This is a genomic window from Streptomyces sp. NPDC005195 (assembly GCF_040608315.1).
GTDB classification, from domain to species: domain Bacteria; phylum Actinomycetota; class Actinomycetes; order Streptomycetales; family Streptomycetaceae; genus Streptomyces; species Streptomyces kaempferi.
Window position 1 is genome coordinate 93646 of record NZ_JBEXHZ010000019.1, and the last position, 20439, is coordinate 114084.

Consider the following 20439-nt stretch of genomic DNA (forward strand, 5'->3'; position numbering starts at 1 on the left):
TCCCGAGATCAGAATCGGCGGCGGCATGGGATTCTTTTACAGAGAAGTAGCCGCAGCCCGCGCACCGGGAGGTGCATGAAATTGTGGTGTCCAGAGTTCAGGATCGACGGAACCGACAAGGTGCTCTGGCCCCTGAGCTACACCGGCCTGTTGTACCGGTGGCGGGATTCGAACCCGCGGCCGCCCCATGAGTAGTGGAAGTAGGTCCTGCCTTCGCACCTGGACGTGCATCACTCTAGGAGGCGTACCGCGGGACGGGCGAGCGAATTAATCGCCGGGCGACAGAGCGGGGTTCAGCCGCGCCGCCGCGGAGTTCAGCCCCGCTTCTGGCGCTTCCAGGGGCCGGTGATCGCGAGCATGATTCCGGGTTCCTGGATGTTCGCGAACAGCGTCCGGCCGTCGGGCGAGAAGGTGACGCCGGTGAACTCGCTGTAGGCCGGCTCGTCCTCGGTGCCGATGTTGAGCTCGTTGCGGGCGATCGGGTACGTGCGGCCACTGTCGGTGGCGCCGAACAGGTGCTGAACGCCTTCGCCGTCCTCGGCGATGACCAACCCGCCGTACGGGGAGACCGTGATGTTGTCGGGGCCGTCGAAGGCGCCGTCCGCCGACGGGTCGGGGTTCACTCCGATCAGGACCTTCAGGGTCAGGGTGCGGCGCTTGGGGTCGTAGAACCAGACCTGGCCGTCGTGCTGGACGGGGCTCTCCGCACGGGCGTACGAGGAGACGATGTAGACACCGCCGTCGCCCCACCACATGCCTTCGAGCTTGCGGGCGCGGGTGACCTCACCGGCGGCGAACTGCTTGCGTACGGAGAGCGTCCGGGCGTCGCGGTCGGGGACGTCCACCCAGTCGACGCCGTAGACGGTGCCGATCTTCGTGGCGCGGGAGAGGTCGTCGACGAAACGGCCGCCGGAGTCGAAGCACTTGAAGGCCTGCAGGGCGCCCGCGTCGTCGGTGAGGGTGCGCAGTTGTCCGTGGCCGTGCTCGAAGCCCTGCGGCGGGGTCCACCGGTACAGCAGGCCGTTGGGCGTCGCCGCGTCCTCGGTGAGGTAGAGGCGGCCGCGCTTGGCGTCGACGACGACGGCCTCGTGGGCGTACCGGCCGAGCGCCTTGATCGGCTTGGGGTTCCGGTTGCGGCGGCGGTCGGCGGGGTCGACCTCGAAGACGTAGCCGTGGTCCTTGGTCATGCCGTTCTGGCCGGCCTTGTCCTCGGTCTCCTCGCAGGTGAGCCAGGTGTCCCAAGGGGTGTCGCCACCCGCGCAGTTGGTGGAGGTGCCGGCGATGCCGACCCACTCCGCGACCTTGTCGTGGCGTACCTCGACGACCGTGCAGCCGCCGGCCGCGGCCGGGTCGTAGACGAGGCCCTCGGTGAGCGGCACGGGGCACTTCCAGCTGTCGCGGGCGCCCTTGAGCTCGTGGTTGTTGACGAGGAGGGTGGCGCCGCGCGGGCCGTCGAAGGTGGACGTGCCGTCGTGGTTGGAGGGCGTGAACTCACCGGATTCCAGCTTGGTCCGGCCGCTGTAGGTGATGACGCGGTAGGAGAATCCGGCGGGCAGCGCGAGTACGCCCTCGGGGTCGGGGACCAGCGGTCCGTAGCCCACCCCGCCGTGCCGGTCCGCGGACTCCTCTCCCACACGCTCCGTGTCGGTGGAGGCGAGGGCGTTCGGGGCGGTGGCGAGGGCGCCCACACTGCCGGCCAGGGCCACTCCGGCACCGGTGATCGCGGATCGTCCGGCGAAGTCCCTGCGGGTGAGCGACATGGGTGTCTCCTGTGACGGTGAGGATGACCGTGGAGGGCCGCGGAGGGCCGCGGACGCCGTTGCGGGCACACCGTCCCGCCCCGGCCTGAACGGGAGTTGAACGCCCGGCGACTTCACCGGACTCCCTTCCATGAATCCGTAAGGACCGGGCCACAGGAGCCCAAAACGCCCTCAGCCGTCCCCTCGCGCGCCCGCCCTCCCCGACGCGGCGCGCGGATCCCGGCCGGCGCCCTCAGCCCCCTTGCTGCGACCGCGCCTTGAACGCGGCCTTGCGGGCTTCCTTGGCGACCTTCTTGTCAGGGTGCAGCCGCCCCATCGCCTCCAGGACGTCCGGCGTGGCGGGGTGGTCGACCCGCCACGCCGCGGCGAAGAAGCCGCCGTGCCGCTGCGCCAGACCCTCCACGAGCCCCTGCAGCTCCGCGGAGTTCCCCTCGGCCGCGAGTTGCGCGGCGACCGTGTCGATGGTGAGCCAGAAGATCATCGCCTCGGACGGCGGGGGCACGTCGACGGCGCCGTGCTCGGAGAGCCAGACCCGGGCGAGGCCGCCCAGCTCGGCGTCGTCGAGAACGTCACGCAGCGCGGGCTCGGCCTCCATGCCGACGAGCGACAGCGCCTGCTGACAGCGCAGCCGCCGCAGCGGCGCGCCGGCGTCGCCGCCGCGTGCCGCGGCGAGCAACTCCCGTGCGGCAGGGAGGGGTTCACGCCGGGCGAGCCACTGCTCGGTCTCGGCCTGCGCCGCGGCCGGCGGGAAGACGCCGGTGCCCTCCAGCAGCGCGTCCGCGCCCTTGTCCACCAGGTCACCCACCGCGGGAACGGAGAGCCCCGCCTCCAGCAGCCGGGACCGCAGCCCGTACAGACCGAGCGGGGTCAGCTGCACCATCCCGTACCGCGAGACGTCCGTCTCGTCGAGGGGGCCGGCCGGCTCCTCGTCGGTGTCCGCCATCAGCGCCTCGTCGACCGGCTGGAAGTCGACGAGTCCGACAGGTTCCAGCAGCCGGAACTGGTCGTCGAGCCGCATCATCGCGTCCGACACCTGCTCCAGCACGTCGTTGCTGGGGTCCCCCATGTCATCGGGCACGATCATCGACGCGGCGAGGGCCGGCAGCGGCACCGGCCCCTCCCCGCCCTCGCTCACGGTCAGCAGGTACAGGTTGCCGAGCACGCCGTCCAGGAACTCGGCCTCGGCCTCGGGGTCCCAGTCCAGCGAGGAGAGGTCGAACTCGCCGCCGTCCTCCACCGCCCCGGCCAGTTCGTCGAGGTCGGGCACGCTCGCGTCGGCGAGCACCGCCTCCAGGGCGACGAGCCACACCCCCAGGACGTCCTGCGGCCCGCCGGAGGTGAGCAGGGCGAGGTCCGCGCCCGCCACGACGGTGCTCTCGTCCTCGCCCTCGTTCACGATCTCCACGAGTCCGGTGTCGACGGCGATCCGCCAGGCCTCACTGGCGAAGGCCGCGGCGTCGTCACCGGTCAGTCCGAGTGCGTCGGCCGCCCCCGCGAGCTGCTCCTCGACGAGTTCACCGCCCGCGCCGACCCGTGTGTCCGGCCCGGCCCAGCGGGCCAGCCGCGCGGCGCGGGAGAGCAGCGGCGTGGCGAGCGCGTCCCGCGCCAGCTCCGCTTCGGACGTCAGCCGCACCGGCGGCAAGGGGGAGCTGTCTGACATCGGCTGGGTTCTCCTCCGAACGATCGGGACCCGACGAGCGGGACCGGACAGGACCCGATGAACAGGGCCGGTACAAGCATGACGGACAGGGGTGGGCATGACGGCGAGGACAGGCGGAGCACGGCAGGGAGTCCGTCGAGGCCAGGAGCCCGCCCTGGACACGCACACCCGGACGCCACCCCGGAAATCCACGTGGACGACTCACCCTAGACGGATTTCCACCCATGCCGCCCGGTTCATGTCCCTGCCAAAAGCTGGACACCACCGAAACCTTGACAACTCCCCCGCCCACACACGAGATTGACGCGCGTAGAAGTTCAACGGGGGTTGGGCTCGCCGATTTTTTCTACGCGCGTCACCGATCCGCACACGGGTCGTGTTCCCCCCACCGCTTCGCCCTCGTCCCGGCGCTCATGTAAGTCCCCGGAGGGATTCCCTTGCCGAGCAAGAGAACCGCGCGCATCGGCGCGCTGACCGTAGCCGCGGTCTGTTCCACCGTCTCCGCCGTCGTGCTCACCGCACCGGCCCACGCGGACACGGTCCGCATCCACGACATCCAGGGCACCACCCGGGTGTCCCCGTACGCGGGCCGGCAGGTCACGGACGTGGCGGGCGTGGTGACGGGGGTGCGGACGTACGGCTCGTCCAAGGGCTTCTGGATCCAGGACCCCACCCCGGACGCCGACCCCGCCACCAGTGAGGGCGTCTTCGTCTTCACCAGCTCCACCCCGAAGGCGGCGGCCGGAGACTCGGTCACGGTCTCGGGCACCGTCTCGGAGTACGTGCCGGGCGGAGCCTCCACCGGAAACCAGTCGGTGACGGAGATCACCAAGCCGGTGGTCACGGTCCTGTCCTCCGGCAACCCGGTCCCCGCCGCCACGGTGATCGACCGCCGTTCCGTGCCGGACGCCTACGCCCCCGCCGGCGACACGGCGGCGAGCGGCTCGGTCAACGCGCTCACCCTGGAGCCGAAGAAGTACGCCCTGGACCACTACGAGTCCCTGGAGGGCATGAACGTCCAGGTCTCCGACACCCGTGTGGTCACCGCGACCGACCCGTACAGCGAGCTGTGGGTCACCGTGAAGCCGCACGAGCACGCCAACCGGCGCGGTGGCACCGTCTACGGGGCGTACACCTCGCAGAACACCGGGCGTCTCCAGGTCCAGTCACTGGGTCCGGCCACCGGCTTCCCCGCCGCGAACGTCGGTGACGAACTCGCCGGCACCACCGAAGGTCCGCTCGACTTCAACCAGTTCGGCGGCTACACGCTCGTCGCGAACCGGCTGGGCACCCTGGACAAGGGCGGCCTGCAGCGCGAGACGACCCGCGGGCAGGCGCGCGGCGAGCTGGCGGTGGCGACGTACAACGTCGAGAACCTCGACCCGGGCGACGGCACCTTCGCGGCCCACGCGGCCGCGATCGTGGACAACCTGCGGTCGCCCGACATCGTGTCCCTGGAGGAGATCCAGGACAACAACGGCGCGACGGACGACGGCACGGTCGCCGCCGACCAGACGGTGAACAAGCTGATCGACGCGATCGTCGCGGCGGGCGGCCCGAAGTACGACTGGCGTTCCATCGACCCGGTCAACGACCAGGACGGCGGCGAGCCGGGCGGCAACATCCGTCAGGTGTTCCTGTTCAACCCGCAGCGGGTCTCCTTCACGGACCGCGCGGGCGGCGACTCGACGACCGCCGTCGGCGTCACCAAGGCGCACGGCAAGGCGCGGCTGACCGCGTCTCCGGGCCGGATCGACCCGGGCAACACGGCCTGGACGTCCAGCCGCAAGCCGCTCGCCGGCGAGTTCGTCTTCCACGGCCGGACGGTCTTCGTGATCGCCAACCACTTCGCCTCCAAGGGCGGCGACCAGGGTCTGACCGCGCAGTACCAGCCTCCGGTGCGCAGTTCGGAGACCCAGCGCCACCTCCAGGCGACCGCGGAGAACACCTTCGTCAACCAGATCCTGAAGGCGCAGAAGGACGCGGACGTGATCGCGCTCGGAGACCTGAACGACTTCGAGTTCTCGGACACGGCGAAGATCCTGGAGGGTCACGGCGAGCTCTGGTCGGCGATCAAGTCGCTGCCGAAGAGCGAGCGTTACACGTACGACTACCAGGGCAACGAGCAGGTCCTCGACCAGATCCTGGTCAGCCCGTCGATCCGCCGCGACTGCGACGTCGACTACGACAGCGTGCACATCAACTCGGAGTTCTCCGACCAGATCAGCGACCACGACCCGCAGGTGCTGAGGTTCAGGCCGTAACCCCGTGTACGGAAGAGCCCGGCCCCGTCGTCCGGGGGGCCGGGCTCTTTCCTGCGGGCGCTCGGTCTGCGGGCGCTCGGTCTGCGGGCGCTCGGTCTGCGGGTGCTCAGCCTTCAGGCGCTCGGTCTGCGGGTGCTCAGCCTTCGGGCGCTCGGCCTGACGCTCAGTCTGTGCGCGCTCAGCCCGCGAACACGCCGTCCAGCCAGCTCCGCCAGGCGCTCTCGTCGCGCTTGGCGTCGGCGTCGGCCGCGAAGTCGTGGACGCTGATGCCGACGGGAGCGCCCCAGTGGTTGCGACCGAAGAAGCGCACCAACTGGTCCTCGGTGCGCAGGCCGATGAAGTACGGGTTGCGGAAGTCGAGCACGGCGTCGAGGAGTTGGCCCTCGGGGCCCTGGGCCCGTACGCGCGCTCCGGCCTCGGTGCCGTCGGCGAGACCGAGCGCACGCCCCACCGCGGTGAAGGCGTCGGACGCCATGGACGCCTCAGGTCCGTCGAAGGTGGCGAAGGCGACCGGGCGGCCCGCGAAGTGGGTCACGTACTCGCGCAGGGTGTGCAGATAGAAGTCCGTGTGCCGGCTCGCCCCGTCGTACTGGTTGTCCCAGTCCTCGACGAAGATGCCGCTGTGCACATAGCGCATCCAGGAACGGCGGCCGTCGTCGCGCGGCTCGATGGTCTCGTCGATCTGGTTGAGGGTCTGCTGGGAGATGCCCTGGACGTCCTCGACCCGGCTGGTCAGGCGGTGCGGCGGGTCCCAGTTGGTGAGCGTGGAACCGAAGGGTCCGGCGCCCCCCTGACGCGGCTCGAACTCCATCGGCCACAGCCAGCCACCGATGCCACTGGTGATGGCGTCCCACATCTGCTCCGGGGTGGCGTCGACCTCGAACTCGCGGGCGATCTCGAATTCCTTGGGCATGGCGGTGATTCTCCTGGGGTCAGCCCTGGGCGGGCGGGATCGGGGCGGGGGCCGTGACGGCGGTGGCGGCGGTGGCGGAAGAGGTCACGGAGGAAGCCGCCGTGACGGGATCGGCGCCGGACGGCGCGGCGGGATCGATGGCGGGCGGCGCGGCGGGATCGGAGGCGGACTCCGGTTTGACCGTGGGGTGGACGGCGACGACGATCCGGTGGTCCCGTCCGCCCTCCGCGTCACCGTCGTGGTACTTGCGGATGAGCGCGCCGACCCCCTGCGTCAGCTCCTCGATGAACGCGGCGCGGTCGGCGGCGGTCGCGAAGGTCACCTCCCCGTCGAGCGCGAACGTGGCGAGCCGCTTGCGGGCCTTGGCCGCGCCGGTGATCAACGAGCCGACGTCCCGGACCAGCCGGGCGCCGAGCGCGAGCAGCCAGCGGGCCGAGAGCTGGTCGCGGAAGCGGTCCGGATCGGGCTGCACGGCGGCGAGTGCGAGCGGCGAGATGACGTACGACGCCGCGGTCGCCCGCATCAGCCGCTCGGTGACGTTCCCCTTGCGGCGCTCGCCCGCCAGCTCGACCAGGCCGTGCCGCTCCAGCGTCTTCAGGTGGTAGTTCACCTTCTGCCGCGGCAGCCCGACCTTTCCGGCCAGCATGGCGGCCGACGCGGGTCCGGCGGCCAGCTCGGCCAGCAGCCGGGCCCGTATCGGGTCCAGCGAGACGGCTGCGGCCTCTGCGTCCTCGATGACGGTCACATCCAACATGCCCCCACCGTCTCACCGAACACTTTTTTTGTCCAGGCGGGTGGAGTTGTCGGCCGAGTGACGGATGCGGGGTGCGGGATGGGGCGGGGTGGGGTGAGGTGGGTCGGGACGGGACGGGGGCCCGCGGGCGGCAGAGGAGGGCGGAGCGGCAGAGCGGCAGAGGAGGGCTGCGCAGGGGACCACGTGGACAGGCGGCGCGGGGCGTGCGCGAGGTCGACTGCGCGGGCGAGCACCAGGTCGCGGAGGAGCCGGTCCGCGCGGACGAAGAGGATCTCCGGCAGACCGAGGGGATCGCCTCCGGACGCCTCCCGCGATCGGCCGTCGGCTTCCCTCCTCGTCGAGGTGGCCCATGGGGGCCGAGTGGGCACCGGCGCCTCCGGGAAGCCGCCGAAAGAGGCACCTCGTAGCAGCCCTTGCCGCTATCTCGTAGAAGAATTAAGTGGAGCTTCACCGTGAGGGTGCCGAGACTGCTCGCATGACGCACACCCCTCGGACCACGACCCCGGCGACACCCGCGCCTCCCTTCGGCCGTGCGCTCTGCGCGATGGTCACGCCCTTCACCGAAGCGGGCGGACTCGACCTCGACGGTGCGGCGCTGCTCGCCGAACGGCTGGTGCGCGAAGGCTGCGACGGTCTGGTCCTGTCCGGCACCACGGGCGAGTCCCCGACCACGACGGACGCCGAGAAGTCGGCGCTCGTGCGGTCCGTACGGGAGGCGGTCGGCGACCGTGTGCCGATCCTCGCGGGCGTCGGCACCGCCGACACACGGCACTCCGTGGAGCTGGCCCAGGAGGCCGAAAAGGCGGGCGCGGACGGCCTGTTGGTCGTCGCCCCGTACTACAGCAGGCCACCGCAGGACGCCGTCGAGGCCCACTTCCGCGAGGTCGCCGACGCCACCGGTCTGCCGCTCGCCCTCTACGACATCCCGGGCCGCACCGGCACCCGCATCGAACCCGACACGCTGATCCGGCTCGCCGGACACCCCCGGATCGTGGCCGTCAAGGACTGCGCGTACGACCTGCTCGGCACCCAGAAGGTGCTGGCCCAAACGGAGTTGGCGTACTACACCGGGTGCGACGAGTACGTGCTCGCGCTGCGGGCGATCGGCGGGGCCGGGTACGTCAGCACGGTGGCGAACGCGGCTCCCGGCGCCTTCCGCGCGATCCTCGACGCGTTCGACTCCGGGGACACCGCCGAGGCGGCCCGGCGCCAGCGCCGGGTGATCCCGCTGGTCGAGTCGATGATGTCGGCCGGTCTGCCCGGCGCGGTCACGGCGAAGGCCCTGCTCGGCCGGCTCGGCCTGCCCGCGGGTCCGGTCCGCGCGCCGCTGCGGTCCGCCGGCCCGGAGGTGGCCGACGGTCTGCTGGCGGTGTACGAGGAGCTGGTGTCCGGCTGATCAGCGCTCGGCGAAGACGGGCGTCCAGCGTCCGGCGGCGCGGTCGTCGCCGCCGCGGAAGCCAGTCAACGGCACCTCCTTGTCGCTGCCCAGGGCGACCACCACGAGCCGGTTGTGGAACTCGTTCGAGCCGGGCGTGATGTCCCAGGCGATCAACCGCTCGTTGTCGATCCAGGCGAGCAGTTGCTGCCCTCGCACCGTGGTCGAGCGGCCGCCGGTGGTGGGGTTCAGGATCTCGGAGGACGTGTACGTCTCCCCGTCGGCGGTGCCGCCCGCGCCGAGCCGGCCGTTCGGGGACAGCCGCGCGTCGATGTACCAGCGCAGGTGCTCCTCCAGCGCGGGCGTCGGGACCGGGTGGCCCCGGAAGTCGTAGAAGCGCTGGCCGGGCTCCGCGGTGAGCCCGGTGTAGACGAGCCTGCCGTCACGGCTGAAACCGAAATCCTGGCGATCGTTGAGGCCGGTGCCGTCGCCGGACGGAACCTTGCTCCACGACTCCGTACCGGACGCGACGTCGACGATGGAGAAGCCGGTCCGGCCCGGCTCCTGGTAGTTCGGCCAGCGGCTGGACTGATTGCCGGACGGCGTGACGTGCAGGTCGGGGTTCTTCTTGTAGGTCGTCGCGACGAGTGTGCGGCCGTCGGGCGAGAACGCGACGGCCCCGACGGTGTGTTCGACCGGGATCCAGCGTTTCACCTTGCCGGTGAGCAGGTCGAGCAGGCCGATCCGTGTGGCCGGCAGGGCGCGTTCCAGGACGGCGGCGGTCCGCAGGCCCGGAGCGACCGCGACGAAGGACCAGTTCGTCGCCTTCTCGTACGTGTGCGTCCGTGCGTCGAGGAGCCAGTAGGTAGGGACGTCGGTGTGCCGGCCGCCCGACTGCCTGACGCTCGTCGCGGTGCAGTACGCGGCCAGCACGACTCTCCCGGCCGCGATCATGTCGCGCGGTGGGCTCTGGTCGGGGTGGGCGATGAGGTCGTCGTGGTCCAGGACGTTCGCCGGGCGCACGTCGTCCTTGCCGGAGTCCAGCCGCGGCACCGCCACGGCGACGGCGACCACCGCGGCGGTGGCCACGGCGACGGACGCGATCGTACGGGCCCGGCGACGGCGCCGGACGGCCAGTACCCGGTCGGCGAGGTCCACCGGTGGCGGGGCCGACTCCGCGTTCTGCTCGCGGAAGGAGTCACGGACGAGGTCGTCGACGTTCACGGGCGCACCTCCAGGGCCGAGAAGTCACGGGACGGGGGCTGTTCGTCCGCGCCCCGACCGAGCGCGGCCAGTTCAGGGGAGAGGGCGCGCAGCCGGGCGAGCGAGCGGTGCGTCGTGGACCGTACGGTCCCGACGGAACAGCCGAGGAGCCGGGCCACGTCGCCCTCGGGCAGGTCCTCGAAGTAGCGCAGTACGAGCACGGTGCGCTGGCGTGCGGTGAGCCGGGCCAGCGCACCGCGCATCACGACGCGCAGCTCGGCCGCGGCCGAGGAGTCCGTACCGTGGCGCGCGCCCTCCGGCGGCTCGGCGACGCTCACCTCCCGCCGGGGCCACTTCAGCCGCCAGCGGCTCACCTGCTGCCGGTAGAGGATCTGCCGTACGTACGCCTCGGGTTCTTCGATGCGGTCCCAGCGCCCGGCGGCCCTGACCAGGGCGTTCTGCAGCAGGTCCTCGGCGGCGTGCCGGTCCCCGCCGCTGAGCAGGACGGCCGTCCTCAGCAGCGCGGACGACCGGTTCGCCACGAACTCCCGGAAGTTCTCCTGTACTTCGGCATCCATCGTCACCTTCGTCTTTTCCGCGGGTCTTCTCCGACGGCCCCTGCCGCACTCCCCTGCCCCGTGTGACGCGCGTGACCGCCCGCCGCTATGCCCCGGCCGGAGGAAAATTACCCGGCCTCCTCCACCCGGCGTCCCTTACGGTGACCTCGTGAGCCGACCGCTGCTGTTCCTCGACGTCGACGGCCCGCTGAACCCGTACGCCGCCCAGCCGGAGCGCCGGCCCGAGGGGTACACGACGATCCGGGTGACGTTGACCCCCGGCAGGCCCCTGCGTGTCTGGCTCCACCCCGGGCACGGCCGCGCCCTCCTGGACCTCGGGTACGACCTGTGCTGGGCGACGACCTGGATGGACGCCGCCAACCGCCATATCGCGCCGGTCATCGGTCTGCCCGCGCTCCCGTACGTCGACTTCACCGGCGCCCTGTTCGCCACGCGGCCGGACGGCGTGCACTGGAAGACGGAGCGGATCGTGACGTACGCGGCCGGTCGGCCCTTCGCCTGGGTGGACGACGAACAGTCCCCGGCCGACGACACCTATGTGGCCGCCCACCACTCCGCCCCCGCGCTCCTGCACCACGTCGACCCCCGACGGGGCCTGCTCCCACCGGACTTCACCACCCTGGAGGAGTTCGCTGCGACGCTGCCCGCGTAGCGGAGTCTCCGTGCCGGCCGCGCGGGACCTCGGCGAACGCCACGGCAAGCCGCACTTCAGCGCCTTCCGGCTCAGCCCACGTCCGCCTGCCAGGTCCTCCGGGCCTCTGCCGCACAGCCGATGGGACGGACCCATGACGTCACAGCACGCGGATGCCGCGTAGGTCCCCGCGCGAGCTGAGGACCGCCGTGTCCGATGGGCGGGTCGGCGGTACGGTGAGCACGCTCCTCGTCAGTACGTGTCCTGGGGCGCCGACGTGTGCTGCCGTGCACACGTACCTCTTCGTCGACGGCCTCGACGTGGTCGCGCGCAGCGACAGCAGGATGGCCGGCCTCGATCCGAGGCGACTGCTCCGCCCGGGCGGACCGCTCTGTCCGGCGGATACGCCGTGCGAGGTGGTTGTGGCAGCCGAGGAGCGGCCCGAGCCGGGGCCGGGCAGGCTGACCATCCGGGTCCGGCTCCGCGGCGAGACGGTCGTCTGGTCCGGACTGATGTACCCGGGCCTCGACGGCAGGCCCGTCGAGGAGGTCCGCTTCCGCCTGGAGCAGTACCTGGGCGAGGTCGGGCGCGCCTCCGCGGCGTTGAAGGAGCAGCCCCGCAACAGAGACTCGGCCAGCTCGGCCGCTCCTTGAGGCGTGTCCAATGCAGAGGGCATGAATCGCACCGTAGCGGAGATCGCTACTCAGCCGACAGCCCGAGCCCCGAACCCCCAGGAGCAGCTGTCGAGTCTCAGTTGATGGTTGACGGGTTGGAGTCAGGTGACGCTTGACGTCTGGTCCAGACGTCGTGGCTGACTGTCTTGTCAGGTGGAGCAGTCGAGCCCGGCGACCTGAGGGACCTGAGGGACCTGAGCGACCTCTGAAGAGGTTGCCCGAACTGCGATGAGTTCCAGCACAGTCCCAGGTCTTCAGGTACACCCACCTTCCGCGCGCGAATTTGGAGGCACCGTGAAGCTGTTGCTTACGTCAGGCGGCGTCACGAACCCCAGCATCCATGCGGCGCTCGTGCAGCTTCTCGGCAAGCCGGTCGCCGAGTGCCACGCCCTCTGCGTCCCGACAGCACAGTGGGGTCACCCGATGTGCGGTCCGACATCGGTGCGGGGCTTCGCAGCCGCCGAGCCCATGTGGCAGCACTTGTCCGGCCTGGGCTGGGCGTCGCTCGGTGTCCTCGAGCTCACCGCACTGCCCACCATCGACGCCGAGCGATACGTCCCCTGGATCCGGGAGGCCGACGTGCTCCTGGTCGACGGCGGCGACGCGACCTATCTGTGCCACTGGATGCGGGAGTCCGGGCTGGCCGATCTCCTGCCTTTGCTGCCCGACACGGTCTGGGTGGGAGTGAGTGCCGGAAGCATGGTGATGACGCCCCGGATCGGAGCGCACTTCGTCGAGTGGCCGTCCGCACCGGACGACCGCACCCTGGGAGTCGTCGACTTCTCGATCTTCCCGCACCTGGACGCTTTCCCGCAGAACACCCTGGCTGACGCAGAGCGGTGGGCCGCCGACATCGGCGTCCCGGCTTACGCCATCGATGAACAGACGGCCATCAAGGTTGTCGACGACTCCGTCGAGGTGGTCTCCGAAGGGCAATGGACGAAGTTCGGGTCATAGCCGCCCGGCATCCGAGACGTCGCGTCGTTCCGCGAGACCCCCATAACGCCCCGCGATCTCGGTGACTGAGGCGCCGACGGCCCCCTCCATGACCGCGTGATACCGCTGCTCGACCACGCTCAACTCCACCAGCACGGCCCCGGCCCTCCCTGCACGCGGATACGACGCGCACAGCCAAGCCGAGGCAAGCGGTGTCAAGCATCAGGTGAAGCCACTGCGTCAAGCATCAGCCGAGACAAGACACTGCTGATTGCCAAGGGCGCGGTAGAACTTTGCCTACTTCATAAGGCCCGCCCACGGCGCGGGCGCGCACCGCCTGGCGGGGCCGCCGCCGTGTCTTCGCCAGCGGCGGCCCCGCCAGGCGGTGCGCTAGCAGCAGCGGGCATGAAAGGGGAGACACCCTCATGTGGCTAGGGCGGTCGGCTCCACGGCTTTAGGCAGTCACTTTGGGGCGAGCCTCTAAGATCATGGCCCCAACGTCGTGCTTTAGCGGGCAGGTCCACAGACTGCCCGACTCGCCGGAAGCTTAAAGGGCCATGATCACTCGCCCCAAAGCAGCTCCAGCCCAAAGCCGTTCCGCCGACCTTGGATGATTGGCGACCCCTAGGAGTTCATAAGAGAATTTGCTGCACCGAGAAGGATTCGAGCGCGAGTCTTGATGAATGCCTCGTAGTCGTCAGCGAAAAGATCTTCTTCTGGGCACAGGGCTCGCTTTAGCACGTCGTTTTGCCTGGAGATTCGAGTGCGGTAATCACTCGGAGCATCTCCTCCCAGGACTTTATTGTCGATGGCGTTAATGAAGCACAAGTTCGCCAGCGGGCTTTGCTGCTCTGCGGGAACTCCAAGACTGCGCAGATACGACTGCGGGTAGAGGTGATGGAACTCGTTCCGATTGTAGGCTTGGAGTGCAGCGGAAAGGTTAATCGATGAGCCGCTCACCAGGCTAAGCGGCCGTTCCTGTGCCAGCAGTAGAACGAATGTCTTAGAACTTACAGCATTGAGGTTGAAATTGTTCTCCAGGAAGAATCGGTCGTCCACCTGCGCTGGAATGTCGTCGAGCTTCGAGAGTTCCCCATCCTTGAGCTTGATGGCTTCTTCTACGTCGACCTGAAGATTCCTCTGGACTACGCGTCCATAGCGAGCCGAGAAGCAGGATTTCCAGAACCAGCGAAGGAGTGTGGATCGCTGTTCGGCGGTCATCTTCACTGACTTGGAATCGGCTGCCGCGAAGAAGACTGCGAGCGGCACAAGCAGGGTTGAATGTGGAAGGTTGTCCAGTTTCTCAACCTTCAGCTCTCGACGCACAAAGTCAATGGCGCCCTTGATGCCATTCACGACGTAGGAAAATTGCTCTCGAACCTTCGTCCCGTTAAGGGAAACGAGAGTCTTGGGGGAAGCGTCCCCGTCGACCACTGCAGCGCAGCAACGCAAAAGCAGGGTGACATCTTCGCCGACCCCCTTGAAGCCGAAGGGTTCAAGTTCTTCGCTGAGATCTTCGAAGCGACGTTGTAGGTCGAAATCATCGGACCAAGTCCAAGCGCTCAATAGCTGCAGAGTGTCAAGTTCTACGCCCAGCCTGTTGACTCGCTCGAAGACGATTGCCACGCCAGTGCGGTCATCCGTTACGAACGTCTGGACTGGTACGTCTACTTCCTTGAATCGACTGTACAGTTCGTCAATCTTAGGCGTGACGGATTCAGGCAGCGCTCGAAATGCGGATCCGTACTTCGAGGCATCAAAGAAAACGTTGAGGGGAAAATGCCTCTCTGGGTCTACTTCACTTGGGGAAAGTGGAACGAAGAGACTTTCTTGCGCATCTGCATCTACCCTGTAATCAAAGTAGATGTCAGCCCAGTCGGCCTTTCCGATAGCTTCTAGTTCCGTCTGGAATACACCGAAAATACTGGTCAAGCGCTGCTGTCCGTCGAGTACGTAGTCGATCGGGTAGTCGTCGGGGCGTGGTGGAAGTTGGAAGGGGCCTAGGTCGCGTTCCGTCTTCAACTCCGCCCGGGTGCGCCAAAAGAGTAGGGCCCCGAAGGGATAACCCTTATAAATGCTATCCATCAGCTGGGCGACTCGGTCCGCATCCCAGACGAATCCACGTTGAAAAGCCGGGATCCGGACTCGGCCATCAGAAACCGACTCGATCAGTTGACGGATAGACGGCATATGATGCTCCTTGCTGAAGTTTGCTGACAAGATTAGCTGTTGCGCGAGTTCCACGTCTCAACAAGACGTGATCTGGTGGACGGCCCTGCCACTCCGGTCGGTCCATCGTGATCAAAGACCGGCCGCGTCAGCGCGAGTGAAAGCGGCCGAAGCAGGCCCAAGCTGACATGGGTGTGTGCCACGGCCGTGCCACATCGTGCGGTCAACCACGGCCAACGACGGCTCGCCGCAGTCGAGATACGTCGTTGAGCTGGGCTGGTACTACAGCTGGAGTGACCTGGGCACCCTCGATGTCGATCACACCCGCCCTGACAACGCAGTCATCCCCCCACCGAGCGATTGTGGAGCCCTCCGCCGGCGCTGTACGTTCCCAAGTACGGATCGGTTCGGATCAGAGGGGGCGGGATGCCTGGATACGGCCGCGGCGACAGCGAGTGGGACTTGCTGGTGGACGCCGGGCGGGACTTCCTTGTTGAGCGAGCGAAACTCGGCAAGGTCACCTCGTACACCGAGCTCAACGTCACTTTGGCCAGGCGGACCGGCTACAGAACCTTCGACTTCGCGCGGGCTGACGAGCGGGCCGCCATGGGGCACTTGCTGGGATTGATCGTGGAGCGCGATCAGGCGAGCGCTCCCTCCGACCCCCTTCTCATGCTCTCGGCTCTGGTGAACTACCTGGACAGCAACGACGCCGGCCCAGGCTTCTACCAGTTGGCCAAGGAGCTCCGGCTTCTACCCATGAGCGCATCGAAGGACGAGAAGTTCAGCTTCTGGATCAAGCAAATGAAACGGCTCTACGAACGCTACGGGGCTAGCCCAGCCGTGGCGTGACGTGGGGCAGCGAGAGCCGCGCTGACATCCAACGCTGACATCAACGGCGACGAACGGACACAGTCGCCAGAAGACATGCACGGCCTTAGTTCGCGCAGGTGGGCCCTACCGCGCTGGGGGCAGACCGAACTTACAAGGCGGCTGTCGCCTTCAACGCACGAGCGCCCTCCCGGGCCGTCCCGTGGCCGTGGAAGGGCGCTCGCCGATGACCGGCGTCGGCAACCGCCGACAGCTGAGCGGCACATCAGAGCGCTGATCGATGAGGCGGCCGCAAGTCACGGCCGCCGTTGCTCAGTTGTGGCTGTGCAGGATCTCGTTCAGGCCGCCCCACACCGCGTTGTTCGGCCGGGCCTCGACGGTTCCGGTGACCGAGTTGCGGCGGAAGAGGATGTTGGACGCGCCGGAGAGTTCGCGGGCCTTGACGATCTGGCCGTCGGGCAGGGTCACGCGGGTGCCCGCCGTGACGTACAGGCCCGCCTCGACCACGCACTCGTCGCCGAGGGCGATGCCGACGCCGGCCTCGGCGCCGACCAGGCAGCGCTCGCCGATGGTGATGCGGACGTTGCCACCGCCGGACAGGGTGCCCATGGTGGAGGCGCCTCCGCCGATGTCCGAGCCGTCACCGACCACGACGCCGGCCGAGATGCGGCCCTCGACCATCGAGGTGCCGAGGGTGCCCGCGTTGAAGTTCACGAAGCCCTCGTGCATCACGGTGGTGCCCTCGGCGAGGTGCGCGCCGAGCCGGACACGGTCGGCGTCGGCGATGCGGACGCCCTTGGGCGCGACGTAGTCCGTCATGCGCGGGAACTTGTCGATGGACGTGACCTGGAGGTGCAGTCCCTCGGCGCGCGCGTTGAGCCGTACCTTCTCGACGTCGTCGACGGCGACCGGGCCGAGCGAGGTCCAGGCGACATTGGCGAGGTGCCCGAAGATGCCGTCCAGGCTCTGGCCGTGCGGCTGTACGAGTCGGTGCGAGAGCAGGTGCAGCCGCAGGTACGCGTCGTGCGCGTCGATCGGCTTCTCGTCCAGCGAGGCGATGACCGTGCGGACCGCGATCACTTCGACGCCCCGGCGGGCGTCGGGACCGATGGCTTTGACGGCGCCTTCACCGAGCAGTTCGACCGCGCGCTCGGCGGACAACCGCTCCGTGCCGGCCGGGCCGGGTTCGGTGGACAGTTCGGGCGCGGGGAACCAGGTGTCGAGGACAGTGCCGTCGGCGGTGAGCGTGGCGAGGCCCGCGGCGACGGCGCCGGTGGTGCGCGTAGCAGTCGTGTCGGTCATGGGTGAAACCTAACGCGGCCCGGGCCGCGCGGGCCAACCGGTGTCCCCCCGTCTCAGGTCCCGGGCCGACCGCGCGGCCGCACCCGCCGACCCCACGTACCGGACCGGCCGGCGCGCCCGCCAACTCACCCACCCGGCGCACCGGACACGGTCGCCCCGGACCACCGCACGGGCATCGGCGTGGGCATCGGCATGGGCGTGGGCATCGACACACACCGTCGCCCGCCACGCCCGCCCGTTCTCAGCCCCCGGCTCCGCTCCCGGTTTTGCCGATCAGCCGATCAGCCGATCAGCCGATCAGCCGTCCCAGCACCTCCCGCGCGTACGTCTCGTCGTAGGTCCCGCCGGTCAGCAACACCTGGAGGCAGATGCCGTCTACCAGTGCCACGAGCGCCCGCGCCGTGACGGGGTCGGTGCGGCGGGCGAGGGGGTCGACGAGGCCCTGGACCCAGGCGGCGGCGACGGGGCGCAGGGCGGGGCGGCGGAGGGCGACGAGGTACAGCTCGTACTCCAGCTCGACCCCCGTACGCTCCCCCGCGAGCCATGCGCCCATGAGTCCGGCGAGTTCGCCCGCGAGGTCGACGCGGGGGTCCTCCAGCGCGCCGCGCGCGGCGACCATCTCGGCGAAGCCCTCGTTCGCCTGGCGCAGGGCGGCGACCATGAGTTCGTCGAGGGTCTTGAAGTGGTAGGTGGTGGAGCCGAGCGGCACATCGGCCTCGGCGGCGACGGAGCGGTGGCTCAGCCCGGCGAGCCCCTTGTCGCCCACGACCCGGATCGCGGCGTCGATGATGCGCTGGCGTCGCTCGGGGTCGTAGCGGCGCGGGGCCATCACTGGGCTCCGCCCAGGTTCAGCACCACGACCCCGCCGATGATCAGCAGTATCCCGGCCACCTTGGTGGCGGTGAGCGCTTCTCCGAGGAAGAGCATGCCGATCGCGGCGATGACGGCGGTTCCGGCGCCGGCCCAGATCGCGTAGGCGGTGCCGACCTGGACGGTCTTGAGGCACTGTGCGAGCAGGAGGAAGGCGACGACATATCCGAGGACGGTCACCAGTGACGGCCACAGTCTGCTGAAGCCCTCGCTGTACTTCATGGCGGTCGTGGCGGCCACCTCGGAGACGATGGCTCCGGCGAGCAGCAGGTATCCCATGTGTACGAGGGTACACATCGATGCGTACACCTGTACATAAACGAGTCGTCCCGCTCGCGCGGGAGGAGTATCCGGGGCTGCCGAGCCCTGGAGATCGCGGGGAATCGCGAGGAATCACAGGGGATCACGGGAGATCGGAAGGGATCACTCAGGCGAACGACTGCTCAGAACTCACCCTTTCCACTACTGTTTCACCAGTCGCACACCCGATCTTCACGGCCGACGCCGATCCGGGCGCTCGTGCCCTTCTTGTACGGAAACCAGTGGACGAATCCGCGTGCGCCCCGGGCGACGCTGGAGGAACGCGCATGCCTGAGATATCGCCGGACCCCGAGCGAGGGTCCGACCATCCCGCGCCCACCGCGGAGGAACCCGCCTGGCGGCCCACGCCCCACGGTGCCCGCCACCCGGCGGAACCACCTTCCTTCACCGGGTCCCCGGCGCCCTGGCTGGGCGGTGCGGCCCCGGACGGGGAACGGCTGCCCGGAACACGGCGGCTCTGGCTGGCCGGAGGACTCGCGGTGGCGGTTCTCGTCACCACCGTGATCGCCGTACTGGACAACCGAACTGACGCCACGTCACGAGAGGGGACGAACCGGGCCCTCTCCGAAACGGAACTGCCCTTGTTGTCCGGCGACTTCGCCACGGCCACCGACGAGGCGGCGACCCAGGCCGGCGAGCCCGTCCCGTCCTCCGCACCGGCCTCCGGCTCCACACCGACGGGCCCGGCCTCCCCCAAGTCCCCGGAACAGGGCTCCGGCGGCAAGGCCGCTCCCGGCACCACCGGACCGTCGAAAGCGGCCTCGCCCAGCGAGCCCCCCGCGTCCCGGCCCTCGTCCTCGTCCTCGTCCGCGCCCTCGCCGAAATCGGTCCGGTCCGTCAACTACCCCGACCGGTACTGGCACTTGCGCGACGGCTACGTCCGTCTCGACGAGATCACCGCCGGCAGTCCGGCCGGCATCAGGCGGGACGCCGACTTCACGGTGGTGGCGGGGCTCGGGAACGCCTCCTGCTACTCCTTCGCCACCGCCGACGGCGGCTACCTCCGCCATCGGGACTTCGTCCTGCGCGCCGACCGCGACGACGGGTCCGCCCTCTTCGAGCGCGACGCCACCTTCTGCCCCCGGACCTCGGAATACAGCGGCGCCGTCATGCTGGAGTCGCTGAACTATCCGGGCCGCTATCTGCGGCACCGCGATTTCCGGCTCCGCCTGGAGACGTACGACAACTCCCGGCTGTTCCGCGCGGACTCGGCGTTCCGTGTGGTCGACGGCCTGGCCTGAGCCAGGCATCGGGGCCGGTCCGCCGGGCGGCCGCGAACAGCCGAAACAGGCGTGGCCCCCGGCGCACTGCCGGGGGCCACGCACGTACGGCGCCAGGGCGGACGTCCGACCGGACGCCGCGGCGGACGGCCGGCCGGAGGCCGGAACGGACGACCGGTCAGACGTTGAAGCCGAGCGCCCGAAGCTGCTCGCGTCCGTCGTCCGTGATCTTGTCCGGGCCCCACGGCGGCATCCAGACCCAGTTGATGCGCAGTTCGTTGACGATGCCGTCCGTGGCGGACTTGGCCTGGTCCTCGATGACGTCGGTGAGCGGGCAGGCCGCTGACGTCAAGGTCATGTCGATCGTCGCGATGTTCGCGTCGTCGATGTGGATGCCGTAGATCAGGCCGAGGTTGACGACGTCGATGCCCAGCTCGGGGTCGACGACGTCGTACAGCGCCTCACGGACTTCCTCCTCCGAGGCGGGCTTCGTCGTCAGGGTCTCGTTCTCGCTCATGCCGTCTTCCTCTCGGCGCTCTCGCCCAGAGCCTGGGCGGTCGCGTCCTTCCACGCCATCCAGCTGAGGAGGGCGCACTTGACCCGGGCCGGGTACTTGGAGACACCGGCGAACGCGACCGCGTCCTCCAGTACCTCCTCCATCGCGTCGTCCGGCTCGGTCCGGCCCTTGGACTGCATCAGCTCCAGGAAGGTCTCCTGGATCTTCTGCGCCTCGGACACGTCCTTGCCGACGAGCAGGTCGTTGAGCACGGACGCCGAGGCCTGGCTGATGGAGCAGCCCTGCCCCTCGTACGAGATGTCCGTGATCTGCTCGCCGTCGTACTTCACGCGCAGCGTGATCTCGTCGCCGCACGTCGGGTTGACGTGGTGCACCTCGGCGTCGCCATCCCGCAAGCCCCGCCCGTGCGGGTGCTTGTAGTGGTCCAGGATGACTTCCTGGTACATCGAATCAAGCTTCAC

Annotated in this window: 19 protein-coding genes; 7 read left to right on the top strand and 12 right to left on the bottom strand. The window is 69.2% G+C overall.

The genetic code is table 11. The features are described 5' to 3' along the window. Window positions 1-314: 314 nt before the first annotated feature. Together ABZV34_RS20950 and ABZV34_RS20955 are read right to left on the bottom strand one after the other, a co-directional pair. Window positions 315-1760: an alkaline phosphatase PhoX gene (locus ABZV34_RS20950; RefSeq protein ID WP_356278542.1), complete on the bottom strand. Its 1446-nt coding sequence runs from the start codon at window positions 1758-1760 to the stop codon at window positions 315-317. Window positions 1761-1992: 232 nt separating this feature from the next. Beyond that, on the bottom strand, window positions 1993-3420 hold the full coding sequence (locus ABZV34_RS20955) for a hypothetical protein (RefSeq protein WP_356278545.1): 1428 nt from the start codon (window positions 3418-3420) through the stop codon (window positions 1993-1995). A 437-nt stretch (window positions 3421-3857) separates the two neighbouring features. Here ABZV34_RS20955 and ABZV34_RS20960 point away from each other — a divergent pair, with 437 nt between their 5' ends. Further along, the gene (locus ABZV34_RS20960) at window positions 3858-5684 is read left to right on the top strand and encodes an endonuclease/exonuclease/phosphatase family protein (protein ID WP_356278548.1); all 1827 of its coding nucleotides are present in this window, start codon (window positions 3858-3860) and stop codon (window positions 5682-5684) included. A 178-nt stretch (window positions 5685-5862) separates the two neighbouring features. On the opposite strand, the gene ABZV34_RS20965 is transcribed toward ABZV34_RS20960, so the two are convergent. Both ABZV34_RS20965 and ABZV34_RS20970 read right to left on the bottom strand, forming a co-directional pair. Continuing rightward, window positions 5863-6597 (bottom strand): SRPBCC domain-containing protein, encoded by a 735-nt coding sequence (locus ABZV34_RS20965; protein WP_356278551.1) that lies wholly within the window; start codon window positions 6595-6597, stop codon window positions 5863-5865. Window positions 6598-6616: 19 nt separating this feature from the next. Next, window positions 6617-7351 carry a helix-turn-helix domain-containing protein gene (locus tag ABZV34_RS20970; RefSeq protein WP_356278554.1) on the bottom strand — a complete coding sequence of 245 codons (735 nt, stop codon included), beginning with the start codon at window positions 7349-7351 and terminating at the stop codon, window positions 6617-6619. A 475-nt stretch (window positions 7352-7826) separates the two neighbouring features. On the opposite strand from ABZV34_RS20970, the gene dapA reads away from it, so the two are divergent. Next, window positions 7827-8747, top strand: coding sequence for a 4-hydroxy-tetrahydrodipicolinate synthase (gene dapA / locus ABZV34_RS20975; protein ID WP_356278557.1), 921 nt, complete (start codon window positions 7827-7829; stop codon window positions 8745-8747). Here dapA and ABZV34_RS20980 read toward each other — a convergent pair whose 3' ends face one another. After that, window positions 8748-9950: a WD40 repeat domain-containing protein gene (locus tag ABZV34_RS20980; RefSeq protein ID WP_356278560.1), complete on the bottom strand. Its 1203-nt coding sequence runs from the start codon at window positions 9948-9950 to the stop codon at window positions 8748-8750. Next, window positions 9947-10507 (bottom strand): SigE family RNA polymerase sigma factor, encoded by a 561-nt coding sequence (locus ABZV34_RS20985; protein ID WP_356278563.1) that lies wholly within the window; start codon window positions 10505-10507, stop codon window positions 9947-9949. The genes ABZV34_RS20980 and ABZV34_RS20985 overlap by 4 nt, the downstream gene beginning before the upstream one ends. Before the next feature lie 148 nt (window positions 10508-10655). Between ABZV34_RS20985 and ABZV34_RS20990 the strand changes: the two genes are divergently transcribed. The 3 genes from ABZV34_RS20990 to ABZV34_RS21000 all read left to right on the top strand — a co-directional run bounded on the left by ABZV34_RS20990 (window position 10656) and on the right by ABZV34_RS21000 (window position 12769). Beyond that, window positions 10656-11159: a hypothetical protein gene (locus tag ABZV34_RS20990; protein ID WP_356278566.1), complete on the top strand. Its 504-nt coding sequence runs from the start codon at window positions 10656-10658 to the stop codon at window positions 11157-11159. A gap of 266 nt (window positions 11160-11425) precedes the next feature. Next, window positions 11426-11791: a hypothetical protein gene (locus ABZV34_RS20995; RefSeq protein WP_356278568.1), complete on the top strand. Its 366-nt coding sequence runs from the start codon at window positions 11426-11428 to the stop codon at window positions 11789-11791. A gap of 315 nt (window positions 11792-12106) precedes the next feature. Beyond that, a complete protein-coding gene (locus ABZV34_RS21000; protein ID WP_356278571.1) occupies window positions 12107-12769 on the top strand; it encodes a Type 1 glutamine amidotransferase-like domain-containing protein in 663 nt (220 codons plus the stop codon). A 603-nt stretch (window positions 12770-13372) separates the two neighbouring features. Here the strand turns inward: ABZV34_RS21000 and ABZV34_RS21005 are convergent. After that, on the bottom strand, window positions 13373-14992 hold the full coding sequence (locus ABZV34_RS21005) for a DUF262 domain-containing protein (protein WP_356278574.1): 1620 nt from the start codon (window positions 14990-14992) through the stop codon (window positions 13373-13375). Between the two features lie 351 nt (window positions 14993-15343). Here ABZV34_RS21005 and ABZV34_RS21010 point away from each other — a divergent pair, with 351 nt between their 5' ends. Continuing rightward, complete coding sequence (locus ABZV34_RS21010; protein WP_356278577.1) at window positions 15344-15769, top strand: hypothetical protein; 426 nt, start codon at window positions 15344-15346, stop codon at window positions 15767-15769. Between the two features lie 291 nt (window positions 15770-16060). Here the strand turns inward: ABZV34_RS21010 and dapD are convergent, their stop codons facing one another. The 3 genes from dapD to ABZV34_RS21025 all read right to left on the bottom strand — a co-directional run bounded on the left by dapD (window position 16061) and on the right by ABZV34_RS21025 (window position 18199). Further along, window positions 16061-17050 carry a 2,3,4,5-tetrahydropyridine-2,6-dicarboxylate N-succinyltransferase gene (dapD, locus tag ABZV34_RS21015; RefSeq protein ID WP_356278580.1) on the bottom strand — a complete coding sequence of 330 codons (990 nt, stop codon included), beginning with the start codon at window positions 17048-17050 and terminating at the stop codon, window positions 16061-16063. A 289-nt stretch (window positions 17051-17339) separates the two neighbouring features. Continuing rightward, window positions 17340-17879 (bottom strand): TetR family transcriptional regulator, encoded by a 540-nt coding sequence (locus tag ABZV34_RS21020; protein WP_356278583.1) that lies wholly within the window; start codon window positions 17877-17879, stop codon window positions 17340-17342. Then, window positions 17879-18199: a multidrug efflux SMR transporter gene (locus ABZV34_RS21025; protein WP_356278586.1), complete on the bottom strand. Its 321-nt coding sequence runs from the start codon at window positions 18197-18199 to the stop codon at window positions 17879-17881. The genes ABZV34_RS21020 and ABZV34_RS21025 overlap by 1 nt, the downstream gene beginning before the upstream one ends. Window positions 18200-18507: 308 nt before the next feature. Between ABZV34_RS21025 and ABZV34_RS21030 the strand changes: the two genes are divergently transcribed. Then, window positions 18508-19482 carry an AbfB domain-containing protein gene (locus ABZV34_RS21030; RefSeq protein WP_356278589.1) on the top strand — a complete coding sequence of 325 codons (975 nt, stop codon included), beginning with the start codon at window positions 18508-18510 and terminating at the stop codon, window positions 19480-19482. A 157-nt stretch (window positions 19483-19639) separates the two neighbouring features. On the opposite strand, the gene ABZV34_RS21035 is transcribed toward ABZV34_RS21030, so the two are convergent. Both ABZV34_RS21035 and sufU read right to left on the bottom strand, forming a co-directional pair. Further along, window positions 19640-19978, bottom strand: coding sequence for a metal-sulfur cluster assembly factor (locus tag ABZV34_RS21035; RefSeq protein WP_355790821.1), 339 nt, complete (start codon window positions 19976-19978; stop codon window positions 19640-19642). Then, window positions 19975-20439 (bottom strand): Fe-S cluster assembly sulfur transfer protein SufU, encoded by a 465-nt coding sequence (gene sufU / locus ABZV34_RS21040; RefSeq protein WP_153291240.1) that lies wholly within the window; start codon window positions 20437-20439, stop codon window positions 19975-19977. Before sufU ends, ABZV34_RS21035 begins: the two co-directional genes overlap by 4 nt.

What these genes read in the sequence shown, in the direction of transcription:
- ABZV34_RS21035 (WP_355790821.1), bottom strand. Translation starts at nt 19,978, where the DNA reads ATGAGCGAGAACGAGACCCTGACGACGAAGCCCGCCTCGGAGGAGGAA.
- ABZV34_RS21020 (WP_356278583.1), bottom strand. Translation starts at nt 17,879, where the DNA reads ATGGCCCCGCGCCGCTACGACCCCGAGCGACGCCAGCGCATCATCGAC.
- ABZV34_RS20965 (WP_356278551.1), bottom strand. Translation starts at nt 6,597, where the DNA reads ATGCCCAAGGAATTCGAGATCGCCCGCGAGTTCGAGGTCGACGCCACC.
- dapA (WP_356278557.1), top strand. Translation starts at nt 7,827, where the DNA reads ATGACGCACACCCCTCGGACCACGACCCCGGCGACACCCGCGCCTCCC.
- ABZV34_RS20985 (WP_356278563.1), bottom strand. Translation starts at nt 10,507, where the DNA reads ATGGATGCCGAAGTACAGGAGAACTTCCGGGAGTTCGTGGCGAACCGG.
- ABZV34_RS20950 (WP_356278542.1), bottom strand. Translation starts at nt 1,760, where the DNA reads ATGTCGCTCACCCGCAGGGACTTCGCCGGACGATCCGCGATCACCGGT.
- dapD (WP_356278580.1), bottom strand. Translation starts at nt 17,050, where the DNA reads ATGACCGACACGACTGCTACGCGCACCACCGGCGCCGTCGCCGCGGGC.
- ABZV34_RS21030 (WP_356278589.1), top strand. Translation starts at nt 18,508, where the DNA reads ATGCCTGAGATATCGCCGGACCCCGAGCGAGGGTCCGACCATCCCGCG.
- ABZV34_RS21010 (WP_356278577.1), top strand. Translation starts at nt 15,344, where the DNA reads ATGCCTGGATACGGCCGCGGCGACAGCGAGTGGGACTTGCTGGTGGAC.
- ABZV34_RS20970 (WP_356278554.1), bottom strand. Translation starts at nt 7,351, where the DNA reads ATGTTGGATGTGACCGTCATCGAGGACGCAGAGGCCGCAGCCGTCTCG.
- ABZV34_RS21025 (WP_356278586.1), bottom strand. Translation starts at nt 18,199, where the DNA reads ATGGGATACCTGCTGCTCGCCGGAGCCATCGTCTCCGAGGTGGCCGCC.
- ABZV34_RS20955 (WP_356278545.1), bottom strand. Translation starts at nt 3,420, where the DNA reads ATGTCAGACAGCTCCCCCTTGCCGCCGGTGCGGCTGACGTCCGAAGCG.